19 protein-coding genes are annotated in these 16,847 nt (G+C 45.8%); 5 read left to right on the top strand and 14 right to left on the bottom strand.

Annotated elements, in window-relative coordinates:
- Positions 1-230: 230 nt before the first annotated feature.
- The 9 genes from I2B62_RS10225 to I2B62_RS10185 form a co-directional block, all read right to left on the bottom strand.
- Positions 231-1,409: a malic enzyme-like NAD(P)-binding protein gene (locus tag I2B62_RS10225; RefSeq protein ID WP_195268856.1), complete on the bottom strand. Its 1,179-nt coding sequence runs from the start codon at positions 1,407-1,409 to the stop codon at positions 231-233.
- Positions 1,410-1,468: 59 nt separating this feature from the next.
- Positions 1,469-2,716 carry a nickel-dependent lactate racemase gene (gene larA, locus I2B62_RS10220; protein ID WP_195268855.1) on the bottom strand — a complete coding sequence of 416 codons (1,248 nt, stop codon included), beginning with the start codon at positions 2,714-2,716 and terminating at the stop codon, positions 1,469-1,471.
- 58 nt (positions 2,717-2,774) lie between these two features.
- Positions 2,775-3,866: a C45 family peptidase gene (locus tag I2B62_RS10215; RefSeq protein WP_195268854.1), complete on the bottom strand. Its 1,092-nt coding sequence runs from the start codon at positions 3,864-3,866 to the stop codon at positions 2,775-2,777.
- 36 nt (positions 3,867-3,902) lie between these two features.
- Positions 3,903-4,433, bottom strand: a complete 531-nt coding sequence (locus I2B62_RS10210; protein WP_195268853.1) for a DUF1097 domain-containing protein — start codon at positions 4,431-4,433, stop codon at positions 3,903-3,905.
- A gap of 174 nt (positions 4,434-4,607) precedes the next feature.
- Positions 4,608-5,681, bottom strand: coding sequence for a GTP-binding protein (locus I2B62_RS10205; protein ID WP_195268852.1), 1,074 nt, complete (start codon positions 5,679-5,681; stop codon positions 4,608-4,610).
- 17 nt (positions 5,682-5,698) lie between these two features.
- Complete coding sequence (locus I2B62_RS10200) at positions 5,699-6,016, bottom strand: hypothetical protein (protein WP_195268851.1); 318 nt, start codon at positions 6,014-6,016, stop codon at positions 5,699-5,701.
- 111 nt (positions 6,017-6,127) lie between these two features.
- The gene (locus tag I2B62_RS10195; protein ID WP_195268850.1) at positions 6,128-7,075 is read right to left on the bottom strand and encodes a polysaccharide deacetylase; all 948 of its coding nucleotides are present in this window, start codon (positions 7,073-7,075) and stop codon (positions 6,128-6,130) included.
- 116 nt (positions 7,076-7,191) lie between these two features.
- The gene (locus I2B62_RS10190; RefSeq protein ID WP_195268849.1) at positions 7,192-8,139 is read right to left on the bottom strand and encodes a serine hydrolase; all 948 of its coding nucleotides are present in this window, start codon (positions 8,137-8,139) and stop codon (positions 7,192-7,194) included.
- 22 nt (positions 8,140-8,161) lie between these two features.
- Entirely contained in the window at positions 8,162-8,440 is a 279-nt protein-coding gene (locus tag I2B62_RS10185) for a hypothetical protein (RefSeq protein ID WP_195268848.1), read from the bottom strand.
- Between the two features lie 244 nt (positions 8,441-8,684).
- On the opposite strand from I2B62_RS10185, the gene I2B62_RS10180 reads away from it, so the two are divergent.
- The 4 genes from I2B62_RS10180 to I2B62_RS20650 all read left to right on the top strand — a co-directional run bounded on the left by I2B62_RS10180 (position 8,685) and on the right by I2B62_RS20650 (position 11,500).
- On the top strand, positions 8,685-9,428 hold the full coding sequence (locus I2B62_RS10180; protein WP_195268847.1) for a GntR family transcriptional regulator: 744 nt from the start codon (positions 8,685-8,687) through the stop codon (positions 9,426-9,428).
- Positions 9,429-9,752: 324 nt separating this feature from the next.
- Positions 9,753-9,965 (top strand): molybdopterin-binding protein, encoded by a 213-nt coding sequence (locus tag I2B62_RS10175; RefSeq protein ID WP_195268846.1) that lies wholly within the window; start codon positions 9,753-9,755, stop codon positions 9,963-9,965.
- 206 nt (positions 9,966-10,171) lie between these two features.
- Complete coding sequence (locus tag I2B62_RS10170) at positions 10,172-11,359, top strand: hypothetical protein (RefSeq protein ID WP_195268845.1); 1,188 nt, start codon at positions 10,172-10,174, stop codon at positions 11,357-11,359.
- A 15-nt stretch (positions 11,360-11,374) separates the two neighbouring features.
- Positions 11,375-11,500: a hypothetical protein gene (locus I2B62_RS20650; protein ID WP_279354786.1), complete on the top strand. Its 126-nt coding sequence runs from the start codon at positions 11,375-11,377 to the stop codon at positions 11,498-11,500.
- Positions 11,501-11,556: 56 nt separating this feature from the next.
- Here the strand turns inward: I2B62_RS20650 and I2B62_RS10165 are convergent, their stop codons facing one another.
- From I2B62_RS10165 to I2B62_RS10150, 4 genes are all read right to left on the bottom strand, one after another.
- Positions 11,557-12,135 carry a hypothetical protein gene (locus I2B62_RS10165; RefSeq protein ID WP_195268844.1) on the bottom strand — a complete coding sequence of 193 codons (579 nt, stop codon included), beginning with the start codon at positions 12,133-12,135 and terminating at the stop codon, positions 11,557-11,559.
- 149 nt (positions 12,136-12,284) lie between these two features.
- Positions 12,285-12,938 carry a hypothetical protein gene (locus I2B62_RS10160; RefSeq protein WP_195268843.1) on the bottom strand — a complete coding sequence of 218 codons (654 nt, stop codon included), beginning with the start codon at positions 12,936-12,938 and terminating at the stop codon, positions 12,285-12,287.
- 193 nt (positions 12,939-13,131) lie between these two features.
- Entirely contained in the window at positions 13,132-13,380 is a 249-nt protein-coding gene (locus I2B62_RS10155) for a DUF6485 family protein (protein WP_195268842.1), read from the bottom strand.
- A 65-nt stretch (positions 13,381-13,445) separates the two neighbouring features.
- Complete coding sequence (locus I2B62_RS10150) at positions 13,446-14,669, bottom strand: MFS transporter (RefSeq protein ID WP_195268841.1); 1,224 nt, start codon at positions 14,667-14,669, stop codon at positions 13,446-13,448.
- A 131-nt stretch (positions 14,670-14,800) separates the two neighbouring features.
- Here I2B62_RS10150 and I2B62_RS10145 point away from each other — a divergent pair, with 131 nt between their 5' ends.
- Complete coding sequence (locus I2B62_RS10145; RefSeq protein ID WP_195268840.1) at positions 14,801-15,475, top strand: TetR/AcrR family transcriptional regulator; 675 nt, start codon at positions 14,801-14,803, stop codon at positions 15,473-15,475.
- Here I2B62_RS10145 and I2B62_RS10140 read toward each other — a convergent pair.
- A complete protein-coding gene (locus I2B62_RS10140) occupies positions 15,472-16,845 on the bottom strand; it encodes a uroporphyrinogen decarboxylase family protein (protein ID WP_195268839.1) in 1,374 nt (457 codons plus the stop codon). The two genes, I2B62_RS10145 and I2B62_RS10140, sit on opposite strands and share 4 nt — an antisense overlap.
- Between the last annotated feature and the right edge of the window lie 2 nt (positions 16,846-16,847).

Genomic DNA, 16,847 nt, shown 5'->3' with positions numbered 1-16,847 from the left:
AGCGGACAGACTCGACAGCATACCAATGCTGGAGGGATATTTTTCATTTAGTTTAATAAACAAAACAGTGCCAATGCGCATTGACAGAGCAGACACCAATAAGGTAAAGACAACAACTTACATGTTAGACTCCCGTAAAACGACTATCCTATAAAAATTCTGTTTCTCAAAGTACCCTGCTTAAATCCACACTCACTTAAATTACCGTAAGGGCACGACGCAAATTAATTTTATTTTTTTAACCTCGCAACACCGCTTACAACAGCAGCTTCGGCCACAGCTTTAGCCACAACGTCCTTAACCCGTGGGTCAAAAGCCTCAGGAATAATATAGTCGGCACTGAGCTCATCATTGCTTACTAGACCTGCCAGAGCATAAGCCGCAGCAATTTTCATATCGTCATTAATGTCAGACGCCCGCACATCTAGTGCGCCTCTGAAAATTCCCGGAAAAGCTAAGACATTGTTGATCTGGTTCGGAAAATCTGAACGTCCGGTTGAAACAATGGCGGCACCGGCGGCTTTAGCTTCATCAGGAAAGATCTCTGGTATGGGATTCGCACAGGCAAAAACAATTGGGTCTTTATTCATGCTTCTGACCATTTCCTTTGTGAGCGTTCCTGGTCCAGAAACACCAATGAAAACATCCGCACCATTTATAACATCAGCGAGTGCTCCAGACTCACGATCTTCGTTTGTCACTTCGGCCATTTCTTCAAGCACAGGATTAAGCCCTTCCTTGCCTTTATAAACAGCCCCCTTGCGATTCGTCATGACGATGTGTTTTACCCCATGGCTGATCAGTAGTCTGACAATGGCGATTCCCGCAGCGCCTGCACCACAAGTAACGACTTTAATCTCTTCAGCTTTTTTATTCACAATCTTCAGAGCATTAATGAGTCCTGCCAAGGTGATGACCGCAGTGCCATGCTGGTCATCATGAAAAACAGGAATGTCGCAACGTTCTTTTAGTTTTTTTTCGATTTCAAAGCAGCGTGGCGCAGCAATATCCTCCAGATTAATGCCACCAAAGCTTCCGGCAATCATGGCAGCCGTGTTCACAATTTCATCGACATCCTTGCTTCGGATACAAAGCGGAATGGCATCCACATCGCCAAAAGCTTTGAACAGGACGCACTTTCCTTCCATAACAGGCATACCGGCTTCGGGCCCGATGTCACCAAGCCCGAGCACTGCTGTTCCATCCGTAATAACAGCAACAGTATTCCAACGACGAGTCAGGTCATAGCTTTTATCGATATCCTTCTGGATTTCAAGACAAGGTTGAGCCACTCCTGGCGTATAAGCAAGCGAAAGCGCTTCCTTGTTATCTACTGCCACTTTGGCAGTAACTTCAATTTTTCCATGCCATTTATAGTGCATTTTTAATGATTCCTTAGCGTAGTCCATTAACTTACCTCCACCTTTTTATTTTTTGCGTTCTATTCTAGACAATACAGCTATTTTTTTCAATTTATAATTGGCAGGGTTGCCCCTCCGTGGGGCATGGCAATCACAGTTGCATTAGAGCCGTATCGCACCATTGCCTTTTCAAAAGCACTTTGAGCCGAGGGTTCAGGCTTAAGAAAAATACGACGCACTAAAGCATCGTCCAGCTCGGAGACCAAATCAATCTGTGCATTCTCTAAAACCATTGCAATCGCAGCAGCTTTATGCCCTCCCAGCTGAAAATCATCTTCGATACGTTCGATTAAATCATGCGCATTAGAAGCTTCAAAAAGCCATTGTTCCAATTTGGTGCTCCCGAGCCCCTCATTACACGCGCCGATCAGGATAATTGTACCGCCCGTTCGGACAGCATGCTTGGCATTATCTAAGGCTTTTTGCGTCTGATACAAGTTAGCGTCTTTTGGCGCTCCGCCTTGGGATACAATTACAATGTCTGCACGTTTAGGAATGGGTGTACGATACATTTTGTCAAGATACGCACAACCGGCCCGATGTGCTTTGATGACGTCACCTGCCACACAATAAACAATTTTTTTCTTTTCATCCAAAACCACATTAACAATAAAATCAACGCCGACGATTTGTCCTGCTTCTTCAATATCCTGCCGTAATGGATTATCAGCAAGGTTTCCAGCACATGCTCCGTCTTTGACCATTAAACGATGATTTTGCTGGATGGCTTCCGGTGTCGATACTCCTGGCATCAGTGCTTTTGCCCCGCCAGAATAACCGGCAAAATAATGAAACTCAATATTGCCAAGACAGATTCTGAAATCCGCTTCTGCCACGATCCGCGTAATGTCCACGGGTGTTCCATTTGCCGTTATGCCTGCCCGCACATAATCCTCCACATCTGAGTCAACACAGCGTACCTCATTGTAGCACCGTTCGCCGACAAGGCGGCGTTTTTCTTCCTCGGTTTGCCTGCGATGAGATCCAAGACCAAACACAACCGTAATATTTTCAGGACAGATGCCGCCTTCATATAATTCGTCCAGCAGGTCCGGAAGCACATCATAAGATGGCAAAGGCCGTGAAACATCACTTGTGATAATTGCAATACGAAGTCCAGTCCTAACCCTATCCTTTAACCTTACAGAACCAATGGGATGTGCCAACGCGTAACGTACCGCTTCTGTCCCTTCGCGCTTGTGTTCTACCGGATTCGCAGTTAATACCCTTATCAAATTTTGGTCGGGTACATTGACCTTCTGTGTACTCTGACCATAGCCAAATTCTAATTGCATAGAGCACCTCTTTGAATTTTTGCATTTTAAAGGCAGCGTTTTTCGCTGCCTGAATCAACTATATTAAATCAATATGGTACATTTCATACTCATTTTCACAAGGATTACCCTTGCAAAAATAAATAGCTCCAGTTGTTAAGTTGGCAATCATTGAAAATACCGTGCCCATTTGCAGTCCAGGTTCCACCTCTGGGTCATTGTGCCGGCAAATACTTGTCGGATATTCCACATGATCTTTAAGCACGACCATAATATCTTCTGGGGTGATATATTTTTCTTTTTTACGCATGATTTTCTCTGCGCGTCCAAGGCGGACGAAACTGTCCGGAAGTTTGTACTTACAGGTATCTTTCCTCGGTGCCCGAGGCAATCGTGGACTGATAAAATGATTGGTGTGAATGAGAATACCGTCTTTTGGATAAAGCACATCGAAGTCCTCATTTTCAATTTCAAGAACAACACATTCACCATTTTTATGCCCAATCATAAAGCTCGCACAGCAGCCTAATGGCATTCGCGTCGCCGTTCCGATTGCTTCGGCGATGGTTTTACAGTCCAGAATCCCGCGCATTGCCATGTGCAAAGGCAAACCAGCTGGAGCCTGGTCTGTTGATAAAGCATTTAAATACAGGCAAACACCTGCAGAATTAAAGCCAGTCTTACCAATAATTCCGGCTTCCGTCACCATAAAAATGGTTGGTTTTCCATTTTTTTGAGTGATTTTCATCATGACCATTGAGGAACGCTGACTCGTTTTCCAATCCCAATTATGCGCCAGAAATGCGTTACTGGAAATACCGGCGTCTCTGCTGATACCAATGGATGTGCACCCTCCATCAACTTTGTCAAATTCTTTACCCACAAATACCAGCTCGCTACGGCAGTTTAAAGCGAGTATATCCTCGAAGTCAAAGCCTGAGCCATCTGAAATGCCCTGCATTTCGGCGATGTAATCCTGATTGTACTCTGTGATCACAGGAATGAATTGTTTTGATAACGCTTTGGCCCTGTCCCAGCTAAGATTTGAGTAATCCATGAACATCGCTTTATAGCAGTCGATGCTTCCTTGAATTTGTTCCTTGAAGTTTTCCCCCTCCTGAAAACCAATTTCGTAGGGCGTTCCTTCAATTTCAATATATGGGAAATTCATATTTTTCTCCTGTCAAAAAATTTACTTACTCACTTTTTACTTTTGATTGTCGCGTTTCGTTTCGAACCATGTTCTGAAAGCAATTGTCATCCAACCGAAAACCAGGCCGAGTGTCAAGTATACCATCTCCGTCATAAACATACCGCTCATTGTCGCATTCGGCACGTACGACATTGTCGCAAAGTAGGCGCCTGCAGAGATATAAACAGCAGGAACAAAGTTAAAGGGAAAGGGCGCGAGCTCAAGGTAGAACAGCAGCCAGGCAATAATCAAAATAGCGGCAGGGGTCGCAAAAGTTCCCAAAATACCGAAGGCACCGCCTAATTTCATGATCACAATTGATGCAATAATACCAACGATAAATCCGGCAAAACAGCGGATGCCGTCTTTGATCGTACAGCCAGCCATAAAGTAAGTGGCCCAGCCCAAAAATGAAATACACGAAAAGCCAACATTGACTGCTGGCGGTAAAACACCATGTAAGCAGTTGTCGATTATTTGAATCACACAAGCCTGTATGCCAACAAATAAAGCGATCGGCGTATGTCTCCTTAATTTTTCACCCATAGTCATAATATCACCTCTCAAAATTATAAATAATATCTCTCTTCAATTTTTAGCGGCTCTTATGTGAACGTTATAAAACGCTTTAAAAAACAGTTTTTAATTGATACAACTTTTCAGCTTGTTTATAACGTTTTTTATCACTAATAAACCAGCTATACATCTTGTAAAAGAAAACTATTGATCCAGAACTGCCAAAAAATGATTCAGTGATTTTCTGACGACTTCCGGTTTAATACCTTGTACAATAAAGACCAGACGTGAAGAATGATCTTCATCAGGCCATCCATCCAGATGCATTGGTGGTGTGATATGGCTTTGCACTGTGTTGATGACGACGGGGCCCAACGCTCCGGGAACGTTCAGAAGCCCTTTAATACGTAATATTTTGCTGCCATGCCGATGAAGCAAAGCTGAGAGCCAAATGCCAAAAGCGGTCCAGTTCAGTGGCTCTTCTGTTCTGAAAGAAAAGGTTTGAATATCGTTTTCATCGTGATGATGATGGCTGCCGTGATAATGATGCACTTCCCCTTCCCCGCCTTCGCTGTGATGCTGGTGGGCAGGTTCATCTTTTTCATCAATTTCTGCTATCTGTGACAGCCAATGCTGCACTTCATCGGACTTAGTCAATGGATCGAACGGGTCAATATCAAAAAGCTGCGTCCAGAGCGATTCATCACTGTTAGAATCCAAAATCATCGCTGTTGGATTAACCCTGTGAATCATTTCCTTTGTTCGTCTGGCCTGCTCAGGCGTAGCAATGTCTGTTTTCGTTAATACAAGTCGGTCTGCAATACCTGCCTGCCGTAAACTTTCTTCATGGGTTTTAAGCTGCTCTGCGCCAAATATTGCATCAATCGTCGTAATAATATTTGCCAGCCGGGTATGACGGCGTAACAGCGGATCCGCATCCAGTGTCATCGCAATAGGAGTAGGGTCCGCCAATCCTGTCGTTTCCACAACTATCCGGTTAAAGGGCTTCACCTTTCCCATGTCTCTGTTATCTATAAGCTCCCGCAGTCCTGTCTGAAGATCCTGACGCATTGTACAGCATACGCAGCCGTTTTTCAGAACAACCATGCTCTCTGTAACTTTTTGTACAAAGAGATTATCCAGCGCAATTTCCCCAAGTTCGTTCATGATGACGGCAACGCCGTCACCTCCTTCACATTCGAGTAATCGCTGTAATAATGTGGTTTTTCCACTTCCCAGAAATCCTGTCAGAACCGTTACCGGTATTCTTTCTGTCATTTTTCTACCCCTTCTGTCTAAAATCCAATGGCTTCCAGGTATTCTTCATCAAGCGGATCAACCTGGCGCAATCCGATCATATCCGCCATAACCCAAACGTGTGCCAGATCATCGGCAATTTTAGTTTGTCCAGTCGGTCCTTTGATTACCAGCTTTGTATCGAAGTCACAGAGTTTTGCCCGACTGGGCTTTAACAGGATATTGATCATCCCAATAAGTTTTTGCCGCTCTGCTTTTCGCGTTGTAGCTCCTTCCTCTGAACCGATACCTTCAGGATTCCCCGCACGTTCAAGCCAGTCGGCTCCTCCATTTAAAACCCCACAAGCTGCACACATAGTTTTCCTCCTTAACAAACGCTTCCGACAGTGCAATAACACTGACGGGAGCGTTGCAATTGTCTATATTAATCTAAATTATAATCGTATGGATATCAATATTCCTGCTTTTTAATAGCAAGCTTCATGTAATCCGCTTTCCGGACCAACTTCAATCTTTGAGCCAAAAGGTGCTCTCTTACGATAGTCGTCCGCGACCTCCTGCATCGTAACGAACGAAACGCCTTCATGATTTTGCATATGGGCGATCAGACGTTCAAGCATCATCAGGCCATGTGGGTTGATACCGCATGCGTCAGGATGGCAGCAAATTGGAATAACCGCATAGTCGTGATGGCGGTAGACCCAGTCAAACTGATCTTGCCAGATTTCACCAAGCTGACGGCCTGTCAGCCAACCTGCGCTGTTCGCAGAAGCCTTAACAAAAAGGAACGGAGGCGCATCATCCAGATGCCAGCTCGCAGGAATTTCTACCAAATCAACGGCCTTACCTGGCTGCCAGGGCTTCATCCAATCTGCAGCGTCACCATTGTAATTGATCTTTGTCCAGCTATCGCCAACACGGCAGTAGTATGGATGATAGTCGTCTTCCATTAAACTGGAGTCATAATTAATACCGCGTTCAAACAATAATTCAACCGTATTCGGACTTAATTCCCACCATGGTGCCATATAGCCCTGTGGTTTTTTTCCTGAGATTTTTTCAACCGTACTGATTGTTCTGTCAAGAACATCTGCTTCCTGCTGACGTGTCATGGCGATGGGGTTTTCATGGCAATAACCGTGAATTCCAATTTCATGCCCCCGCGTTGCAACAGCATCGCAAATCATTTCAGCTGCTTTTGGGAAACTTTCCATTGAATGTCCTGTTACACCCCAGGTTACAGGAATATTAAACCGATTAAATAAATCTAATAAACGTGGAACACCGCGTTTTGCACCATGTACACCTCTGGAAATATCGCAAGGCGAATCTTCACCACCAAACGAACCGATCCACAAAGATACTGCGTCAAAATGTGGATTAATACATACCTTAATGTCTTTTTTGGTACTCATTATAAAATACCTCCTTTAAATTTTATATTTTAAATCTCACAATTTAAAATCGTTACTTAATTTTGATAAACATTTTCCTGAAATGTTTATCTCTTTTTATATCATGCAGGACATGCTTAAATCTGTGAAACCAAGTTATCCCAAATAACTTTACGAAGTGGAGATGTTTCATAAGCACCGTTAGACCCGCCATCTGTTTTTTCCAGCGAAATAACAGAAACGACCGCATTTTTTTTCGGCAATACAACACAGTACTGTCCGAAAATCCCCCACATGTAAGCAGCATCGTTTACACTGTCTATCCACATTTGGTAACCGTAGCCGGCTCCAACTGGTGGATCTGAAGGAATAAACTCACCGGTTTCCAAACCAAACGGTGTCATCATTTCCTTGACATATTTTTCAGCCACAATTCGTTTTCCATTGTATTCGCCGCCATTCGCCAAAAGTTGTCCAAATTGACCCATTTCATCAATACTGATCTGTAACGCATTGGCAGCAATCGTATGCCCCTTCGGGCAGCTCGTCCATTCAACATTGTTGATACCAATGGGTTCAAATAAACGGTACCTCAGATATTCACGTAAATTCTGACCACATTTTTTCTCTATTAAGCAGCCTAAAATATAAGGATTAACGTTATTGTATAAAAATGTCGTTCCAGGTTTTTTGTCAAATTTACCTTTAGTATAGAAAAAGCGAACCCAATCCTGTTCGTGTTTTCTTTCATAACCATCGCGCCAAATCATTGTCTCACTGAGACCCGAGGTCATTGTCAGCAAGTCCCTGACCGTAATGCTGAGGGCGTTTTCATTCGTGATGTCGAAATTGGATTCAGGAAAACTGTCCGCAACGCGTTCATCGAGCGTAATCAAGCCTTCCTCAAGGGCAATTCCGGCAGCAACACCTACATACGTCTTAGCTACCGAATAAGTTTCAAATCTCGGTTTTGCGGGGAATCGTGTCCACTCATCCACCACTTCACCGTCCTTCCGAACCTGAGCCCCAATGATAAAGAACCCATTCGCCTCTACATCTTCCATAAACTTTTTAATTAATGTCATCTTTACGACTCCTTTAAAATTATTAAGTTATACCATTTTTCTTGTCTTTCTGCCTGTTGATAAAATAAACAATAATATTTGCAGCAACTACAACAAGGTTCAGAATGTAAAAAAACAGAACGTAGTTCATATTATCGTGCAAGATTTTCGCTCCGATACCACACACATAACCAAATTCAATCAAGCACAGAAAAATCAAGCTCGTTCCCTGTGCCGTGCCAGTTTGTAGAGCCTTTTTTAGATTAATTGGCCAGGAAGCCCCAAAACAAATCAGCATTAGCATTTCCAGTACATTGGCCATTAATATCTCCTTTCTTCAAGCTTTATCGCAAATTGATCAAATCATTAGATCACCTGTTCACTATGTGTACATGATAACGTCTTCGATTCTATTTGTCAACATTTTTTTGAAAGCTGAAAATTTATTGAAAATCAATTGATATTCATTGTTTTCAATTTACTCGTATCGATATATTTTTTGTCCTTGACGTATAAAATAGATTAAGTGTATTATATTAATAATAATTGGAGAATTGAGGCACTGCATGGACAAAAAGGATTTAAAAATCAGAAAAATGTCGGCACCCGATTTGGTGTGCGAAGAAATAAAATCTCTTATTTTAAGAGGTGTTTGGTTGGAAGATGAAAAGATTCCATCCGAAGGGGATCTAGCCGAATTATTCGGCGTCAATCGCTTTACCGTACGCATGGCACTGCAAAAATTAAACACGCTGGGGATCTTGGAGACTCGGGTGGGTGATGGCTCTTATGTTTGTTCTTTTGATTTTGACAAACATATGCAAACTATTTCCGAACTATACATGACGGCTGATTTGCTAAAGGATGTGGCTGAATTTCGTTCAATTATTGAAGTGGAATGTCTGCGATTAGCGGTTCTTCGTGCCACAGAAGAAGATCTGAATTTATTAAAAGAGTGCTGTGAAACCTTTGAGCGGGATATCACCGCATACATTAACACCTCCGAGAGCTCTAAAAACCGTAGTGTTCTGTTTCAAAAATTTAACGACAGTGATATTGATCTTCACTCACAGATCAGTGCCATGTCACATAACGATTTATTGAGCTACTCTTTCTCAGTTGCCAAGGAAGCAATTCGTGAACACATGCTGACAATTGGACACGAAAGGATAAAAAACCTAAAGCCTGGCGATGCTATTTTCAGTACAGAGGACCATTGGAAACTATATTATTCTATTCGTGATAAGGATTTCGAAGCAGGCCGCCAGGTTTTGCTGGATATGATCAACCGGACATCACTGCATAATTAAAAAGCCCCTTACTTCTTCTGTCAAATCTTATCCGGACTAAATAAATATGTGTCATAAAATATAGCCAGAAAGCCGACCGTACTCGATCGCTGAGCCGACCTTCTGGCTTCGTATATAAATCCAAGACTTCCCCGGAATAACAGCCTTATAACCGCCTGTTTTTATTTTCTCAAAACTTTTTATGAATTGATTCATAGGACCCGTATTAAGATCGTAAACATACACCACACTGATCGATAATGGGCTCAAAAACCAATAAAGCTCTTCTTAAGCTGTATTCATTATGATAAGGACAAAATAAACCATAGAAAGAAGGCGTTTCTTATGAAATTAAGCGCACGCAACCAGCTGGCCGGCAAGGTCGTCTCCATCAAGGAGGGCGCGGTTAACGGCATTGTTGTTTTAGATATCGGCGGTGGAAACCAGATTTCCTCCACTATCTCCATGGCTGCCATCAAAGAGCTTGGCCTCACTGTCGGCTCTGACGCTTACGCGGTGATCAAGGCAACCTCTGTCATGATTGGTATTGACGACTGATAAAATATAAGGCCTGGATGTCCTCTTCTGTGACATCCAGGCCTTTCTTATACCCTTTTTCCCTTTTTCTCCGGTAAAATCCGGACAAATCAGCACAGAGTGTCTATCTTGGACATTCTGTGCTGATTTGTCATTTCAAAGCCAGCAGAAAGCTGATATAATCGTAAAAAATAAAACATTAACAAAATATGAAAAGGGGTGTAAATATGGACACGACAAGTATTCAAGCCAAACGTCTGCAAAGCATGATTGATACGACCAATTTCAGGGAGCCTGAAAAAGTCCCCACCGCCATTCTGGCAACCACCTGGGCTTTTGCCTATGCCGGTACCACCTACCGCGCTGTCATTGACGATCCGGCAGCCGCAGCGGAGGCCTACACAAAATTCGTGGACGACCTGAACATTGATTTTGCCATGACTCTCGGGATTCCTCTGGCTGTCAGAACTTTTGAAGCGCTGAACTCAACGGTTTATTACCTCGCCAATGACGATACCTGTATTTCGCATGGCCAGGCACTGGAAAACTATATTTCTGAAGAAGATTACGATTTACTCATCTCAAACCCGGAATATGTCATCAATGATCTTTTCATTAAAAACCGCTGCCCGGTGTTCAAGGGTCCGCGGGACGAGGCTGTTGCCGCCATGCGCAAAGCGCTGCCGGCATTTAAGAATTTTGCGATGACCAACATGCTCATTGGGCAGAAGGGCGCTGAAAAGGGCGTTGTGTCTGTGTGGCCATCAAAGGCGCCCAGCTTTTATTCCGGCTTTAACTTCCTCTTTGACCGTCTGCGCGGTGTGAAAAATTCCCTGATCGACCTCCGCAGAATGCCAAACAAGGTAAAAGCTGCCTGCGATTCGATTATTGACTGGACCACGGCTGGCTATAAAACGGATGTGGCTGAAATCAAACGGGATTTTGGCGACGATCCGCTGCCTTTCGGGTCTACCGTCTACCACAGTGAGTGCTTCCTCTCACCTAAAATGTACGACGAGCTGTTCTTCAAAGATTTTAAGAAGCACTGCGAGCCTTATATGGAGGCCGGCGCCAAATTCTTCCTGCTGGGTGAAGGCTCCTTCATGAATACACTGGACCGTTTCAGACAGCTGCCCAAGGGCTCAATGATCATCATGCTGGAACAGGATGATCCCTTTGAAGCTTACAAAATCATCGGCGATTACCAGACCCTGGTCACAGGTATCTCTGTGGATTTACTGAAACACGGCACCAAGCAGCAGTGTCTTGATTATGTCAAAAAGAGCTTTGATACCTTTGCGCCTGGCGGCGGCTTTATCTTCTCGCCGAACATGACGCTGATCGCCGCCAACGATGTTAACATTGACAATCTTCTGGCTGTTTATGATTTCGCCAATAGCTATGGCAAAAAATAGAACGGAGGCCTAAAAATGAATAATGATGATTACACTGTAGCCGAAATTTTTGAAGTGTTCAAAAATGACCCCTCCTGGGAGGAGGACCCTGCCCAGAGAGAAATGCTGCTCGCCATGCTGCTCGAAGCGCTGCAATTCTAGGACTTGCTTTCTGATAAGCGAAGCCGGGCGGTCATCCCTGATGACCGCTTTTTTTATTACAGGCCGATGAGCTTATTAATTTTTAACGCCATCTTCAAAAACTCTTCCTTTGGCATGTTCTGGTGGATCAGCCAGTGGAACATGGTTCCGGTGATGCCGATATTCATAAAAAAGGTGATGTGCGAGTGATCATCGTAAAGGGGTGAGGCCTCCTCGTATTCCACCAGCTTTTTCCCTACCAGGTCCTTAAACTTGTTGACAAAAAAGGCATCCTGCTGAGGATAGATGAACGGAAGCATCCGCCTGCGGTTATCATACAGGAAATTCAGAAACTGGTTCATCTCGTAGTAAAACGGGATGGCGTACTCTGGATGCCCTTCAACACTGGCCTGCGGCACCATTTTGGGAGGATGGAGCAGGATTTCCTCAATCTCCTCCAGTATTTCAGACTCAATCTCACGGATAAGGTCCTCGATATTCTCGTAGTGCATGTAAAAGGTACTCCTGCCGACCTCTGCCGCTGCGCTGACCTCCTTCACCGTGATATGCAGCAAATCCTTGTCCTCCGCTACCTGAAAGAAAGCGGCTTTCAGCTTGTTTTTCGTTTTGTCTTTTTTCTTTTCATACTTGTCCATGCTTTGTCCCCAATGACCCTGTTTCTGCGGCCGGGCAGCCTGTTTTCATAGTCACATTTTATCACAGTCTCCAGAGGGTTCACAACTGGATAAGCTTTAAAAATAAAAAAACAGGACACACGGTTGGTGTCATCCTGTCTTTAGTCCTTCTACAGCTGTGCCTTGTATTCATCCAGCAGCACAGCGTATTCCCGGTAGGGTACCCGGTATTTTTTAGAACAGCCGCAGCCCAGCCCCACACAGTATGGCTCCAGATGTACCTCTATCCAGTCGTCCAGATCCAGATTTCCATCAAACTGGGACCATATTTTAGACTCGGCCTTTTCCCGGTTCGAATCAAAGGGATAGCGGACGCCCACAAAACGGGGGCTGTAGGACAACTCAATGATATCATCATCCCGCACATTTTTATCATTCTCATCCCGGCGCTTTTCGGCCTCGGCCTGAAGCTTCTCAATTTCCTGGTCTAAGCCCTCAAGCCGCTCCAGATAAGCTGCCTGATGGCGCTCTGGAATGTTGACATAGAGCGCCTGTCCCGGTTTATTTTCAATGCCGAACTGTTCCTCCATCCACTTGGCCATGCCAAACTTAAAGCACAGCGCGGGGCCTTCTTTTTTATTGGTCTCGGCATAACAGCTGATAAAAGCCGGATTCTTCAGGGCTTCACCGTTGACCATGACCTGATCGCATTTATAGCCGCGCAATGTGGTTTTTTTGGCGGCATCCTCATCGGTTAAAGGGGCTGTACGAAGTTCAAACACTGCTTTTTTGCCCCCCAGCTCTGTTTCAAATTTAAAATCCATCCATTCCACCTCATTCTGTCAGTTTTCCTCGTCTATTATACACCTTGCGCCAGAGAATTTCAGCAAAAATCCGCAATAAAAAGCAGATTTTCACCATGCCCATCTGAGGCCGAAATATAGCGGTTTATCCTCGTGACATTAAAAACAGACGATCCTGTTATTTCAGAATCGTCTGTCTTTTTCCTGTGCGGCGCTAAGCCTGCTGTCTTCGTTTTACATCCTCTAAAAAAGCTTCCAGGCTTCTGTCGTGAAGCTTTTCGCCCTCCTCGGAAAACAGGCAGCCTGGTATCTGTCCCCGGCCGCGGTGCTTGGCGATGCACTCACAGCAATAGCCGTGCTGTTTGCAGCCAAATTCGGTACAGGTACAGCCCTGCTCGTTTTTATCCTTCCGGCAGATCCGTTCTTCGGTGGTTTCGGGTGTTTGACATGTGTTGCAGCTCATGATGGTACTCCTCCTGATTTGTTTTTCAGGAATATTATAACACAGCGCCCCGCACTTTAAAACTTTCATATCGAATCTGCCGGCCCGGGCGTGTCCTTCGGTCCAGAGGCCTGGTACCGTCTGATGCTGCGGTACTCGGCCAAAGCAAAAACCAGTATCCATACGACGGGAAAGATCAAAATTGGCGTCAGCTCGGCGGTATTCAGAAGCTTCATCAGCCCGGTGGTGATATAGGCCGCCAGAAAGGTGGCAATGTACTGAACCCCCACCACGATTCCCATGGCGCGGGGCACACATGCCGGGGGCACCACCTCAGTCGTCTCCTGATAGACATAGGAGATGGACGTCATGTAGGACCCGCCCATCAGGGTGACCATGATGATCAGCAAAAATCGGTTTGGAAAAAGGTACAAAACCAAAAGCACCGCGGACATCAAAAGGTCTGAGGCAACCGAGGTATAGCTTCCGAGCTTTCTATAGGTCCGGTCAAAAAAGAAAGCAAAAACCGCGCCGCCCAGGGTATCGACCGAAAGGGCGATCCCCGCATAGCTCACATCTCCCAGGCCATGCTCCACAATATACAGAGACAGAAAAAACCCCGGAACAAAGTAGGTGATGCCCAGCACGATGAAGTTAAGCAGCATTCCCCAGAATCTCGGGCCCAGTCTGGCGCTGCCCGGGCGCCTGTCCTTTTTATTGCTTTCTTTATCAAGGAGCGTGCCGGGCAGTCCCGGGATAAACAGAGCTACCATCAGGGTCATGAGCGCCGCGGACCAGTAAACATTAAAGGCGCCAAGCCAGGACCGCTGGGCCAGATAACCTGCCGCTACCGAAAAAAGGGAGCCCACCGCCGCCATGGCGGCATTGTAATATCCCATGTGTTTTGCCCGGACCCGCTCATCGATATAGAGCTCCGCAATCATTGTAACTGCCGCCACGTTAATATAGGCGGAGACGGCCCCGCACAGCAGGTTAACCGCAATCAGTCCGTAGATACTGACCTGGCGGGTAAAAAGCAGGGCCGAGACCGTAAAGATCACACAGGCGAGCAGCAGGGCTTTTTTTCGGTTTGTCCGGTTGTAGATGGCCGGTGAGACAAAGGACACACACATGATGACAATGTATGGGCCGGAGATAAAAAAGCTGACCGCGACGGTCTGGTCTGGAAAGGCCGCGTAGATATTATAATTGATCACCTGAAAAATAGTGGTGTACATCACCGCGAAGGAGGTGGTCAGAATACTGATATAGGCCAAAAGCTTTTTGGTTTTGGATAATGCCTCTAACATGACAGACCTCTGATTCTGGATGCTTCATCCTTTAAATAAAATGATTCTCCTGTTTTAAACCCGGTGTGTTTTGTGTTATCATAATGTTACACATTTATTTGACCGTGATTAAAAAAGGAGACGTACTCAAAATGGCAACAGAAAACAAGAATGGCATTTCAACCCGAAAGAAGATTTTAACCACCTGCAGGCACCTGTTTTATGAAAAGGGCTTCGCGTCTGTAACCTTTGCCGGTATCTGCAAGGCGACCGGCACAAACCCCGGCTCTGTCTCCTACCATTTTAAAAGTAAGATTAACATCGCCCTGCTGATCTACCAGGAGCTTATGGAGACCCTGTCAAACGAGTCCAAGGCCCTGTTTCCTGACAGCGACCTGACACAGCAGCGCATGCTGGCTCTGGGCATGCATTTACGCCTGCTCTATGACAACGCCAATTACCGGCGCTTCTCGGCCGAGGTCTGCACACAGCGTGCCTACGACAAGGAGCTGTCCCGCTTTGTCTACAGCTATTCGGAGCCCTTTCTGGTGGCCAAGGAATACATGAGTGAGCAGAAGGCCCTGTTTTACTTTGCCGCCATGATTGGGATGGACGGGTATCTGGAATCCTATATTGACCGGGATATCGACCGGCTGACCTTTGACGAAATTTTCAATTACTATCTTGAACTGCACTATTCTTTTCTTGAAAAGGCGGATTTTTCCCGGCGCTTAGCCCGTGTTTATGAGGACTTAGGCACGCTGGAGATCCGGGTATCCGAGGATTTCGAGCTCTCCATCGCGCCCTGTCCTCCGGCACAGGACTAGCAGCTCATATAGAAGAATTTTTCAAACACAGCGTCCTGGGCTGCCATTACCAACGGTCTGGCGTTATCCGGCGTATTGGGGTAATATTTCACATAGTCGTCCCAGCTCTGGTAATAGCGGCTTTTAAATGCCGGAACCTCTGAATGGTGATAGTCTTCCTTTTTAAAGACCTCACCCGTGGCGGTTCCGGCATTTTCATATACGCCGTAATCCCGCACGGTTTCGCAGACTGCGATCAGGTTTTCGAGCTTGATATCGGCCAGTGTCATGGGGTCCTTGTCAAAGCCGAAAATGTACTGGCCGCCGGGGGCCATAATGTCCAGCCAGGCCTTTGTCTTATCGACCACCTCCTGTCTGGTGCAGGTTAAAAGGTGGTTGAGCGGGAATCCGCCGCCCAAAACAAATTTTTTACCCAGCTTTTTCTTGATTTCCTCAGGATCGGTCAGCTCAAAGGTAAAGTACATGCCTGTGGGCAGCTCGTACAGGTAGTCCAGCAGCCTTGTCCAGTCATGCTCCAAAAACGCGCCGCACCGCATGCCAAGGGACGCGTAATCCGTTACCAGCCGTTTCCATGAGGGCAGCCAGACCTCTGCAAAATCCTTTTCCCGGATATAGGTGGCCATGTGCAGCTGGTACATGGTTGGGTTATAACGGCTGATCTGGCGGCTGTCTGTGCATTTCCCCATTTTATACATCATGGGATAGATGGCGTCCAGGGCCTCTGCCAGCTCCTTCCGGTGTCTCCGGACATCCATGCAGATGCCTGAAAAGCTTCTGAGCTGATCCCCGATCCAGTCCATCGGGGCGCGGCCAAAGCCCTGGATGCCCACATCTGACGGATAGCCGTATTTTTCGTTGAGCCTCTGCACCATGGACCCTGTCCGGGCGTAGTAGTCCCCCTCCAGGATCATCTCCTCATACAGTGAAAACAGGACCTTTCCCTTGCTTTCCTCCACATTAAGGTTTTTATAGAGCCGTGGAACACATTTGTCAATTAAGAAGGCATAGGGGTCTGCAATGAGCTCAGGATACTCATCGGGCCGCATACACTCGGTGTTGGGGTGCTGCATGATGCCGGTGTTGGACATGAGCTTGTTTTTGGCGTCCAGTGTCTGGGAGGAATAAGGCGCGTAGACAGATCCCGCGTAAATACAGGTATCGGTCGGGATCCTTTCGCACAGCTCCTCCGCGGCCGGCTCCAGCAGTGAAGGGTCCCAGTAGGCGGCCTTCCGGTCAACCTTTCCATAATCCGCCACTGCGGTTAACGGCAGACTGACTGAAATGGGCACCCGTTTCGGGATTTTATTGTCAAAGACATCTTTAATATTCTGTGTGCGTTCGTCGCAAATTTTTTTAACGTTATCGTTCATTT

Origin of the sequence: Eubacterium sp. 1001713B170207_170306_E7 (genome assembly GCF_015547515.1) — a bacterium.
Taxonomy (GTDB): domain Bacteria; phylum Bacillota; class Clostridia; order Eubacteriales; family Eubacteriaceae; genus Eubacterium.
The sequence above is the reverse complement of the archived record's forward strand: the minus strand, read 5'-3'. Positions and strand labels throughout refer to the sequence as shown.

Bases quoted from the DNA above. Each gene is read 5' to 3' on its own strand.
- larA (WP_195268855.1), bottom strand. From the start codon at position 2,716: ATGCAATTAGAATTTGGCTATGGTCAGAGTACACAGAAGGTCAATGTA.
- I2B62_RS10205 (WP_195268852.1), bottom strand. From the start codon at position 5,681: ATGACAGAAAGAATACCGGTAACGGTTCTGACAGGATTTCTGGGAAGT.
- I2B62_RS10180 (WP_195268847.1), top strand. From the start codon at position 8,685: ATGGACAAAAAGGATTTAAAAATCAGAAAAATGTCGGCACCCGATTTG.
- I2B62_RS20650 (WP_279354786.1), top strand. From the start codon at position 11,375: ATGAATAATGATGATTACACTGTAGCCGAAATTTTTGAAGTGTTCAAA.
- I2B62_RS10165 (WP_195268844.1), bottom strand. From the start codon at position 12,135: ATGGACAAGTATGAAAAGAAAAAAGACAAAACGAAAAACAAGCTGAAA.
- I2B62_RS10190 (WP_195268849.1), bottom strand. From the start codon at position 8,139: ATGACATTAATTAAAAAGTTTATGGAAGATGTAGAGGCGAATGGGTTC.
- I2B62_RS10215 (WP_195268854.1), bottom strand. From the start codon at position 3,866: ATGAATTTCCCATATATTGAAATTGAAGGAACGCCCTACGAAATTGGT.
- I2B62_RS10185 (WP_195268848.1), bottom strand. From the start codon at position 8,440: ATGGCCAATGTACTGGAAATGCTAATGCTGATTTGTTTTGGGGCTTCC.
- I2B62_RS10170 (WP_195268845.1), top strand. From the start codon at position 10,172: ATGGACACGACAAGTATTCAAGCCAAACGTCTGCAAAGCATGATTGAT.
- I2B62_RS10210 (WP_195268853.1), bottom strand. From the start codon at position 4,433: ATGGGTGAAAAATTAAGGAGACATACGCCGATCGCTTTATTTGTTGGC.
- I2B62_RS10175 (WP_195268846.1), top strand. From the start codon at position 9,753: ATGAAATTAAGCGCACGCAACCAGCTGGCCGGCAAGGTCGTCTCCATC.
- I2B62_RS10160 (WP_195268843.1), bottom strand. From the start codon at position 12,938: ATGGATTTTAAATTTGAAACAGAGCTGGGGGGCAAAAAAGCAGTGTTT.
- I2B62_RS10140 (WP_195268839.1), bottom strand. From the start codon at position 16,845: ATGAACGATAACGTTAAAAAAATTTGCGACGAACGCACACAGAATATT.
- I2B62_RS10200 (WP_195268851.1), bottom strand. From the start codon at position 6,016: ATGTGTGCAGCTTGTGGGGTTTTAAATGGAGGAGCCGACTGGCTTGAA.
- I2B62_RS10195 (WP_195268850.1), bottom strand. From the start codon at position 7,075: ATGAGTACCAAAAAAGACATTAAGGTATGTATTAATCCACATTTTGAC.
- I2B62_RS10150 (WP_195268841.1), bottom strand. From the start codon at position 14,669: ATGTTAGAGGCATTATCCAAAACCAAAAAGCTTTTGGCCTATATCAGT.
- I2B62_RS10225 (WP_195268856.1), bottom strand. From the start codon at position 1,409: ATGGACTACGCTAAGGAATCATTAAAAATGCACTATAAATGGCATGGA.
- I2B62_RS10145 (WP_195268840.1), top strand. From the start codon at position 14,801: ATGGCAACAGAAAACAAGAATGGCATTTCAACCCGAAAGAAGATTTTA.
- I2B62_RS10155 (WP_195268842.1), bottom strand. From the start codon at position 13,380: ATGAGCTGCAACACATGTCAAACACCCGAAACCACCGAAGAACGGATC.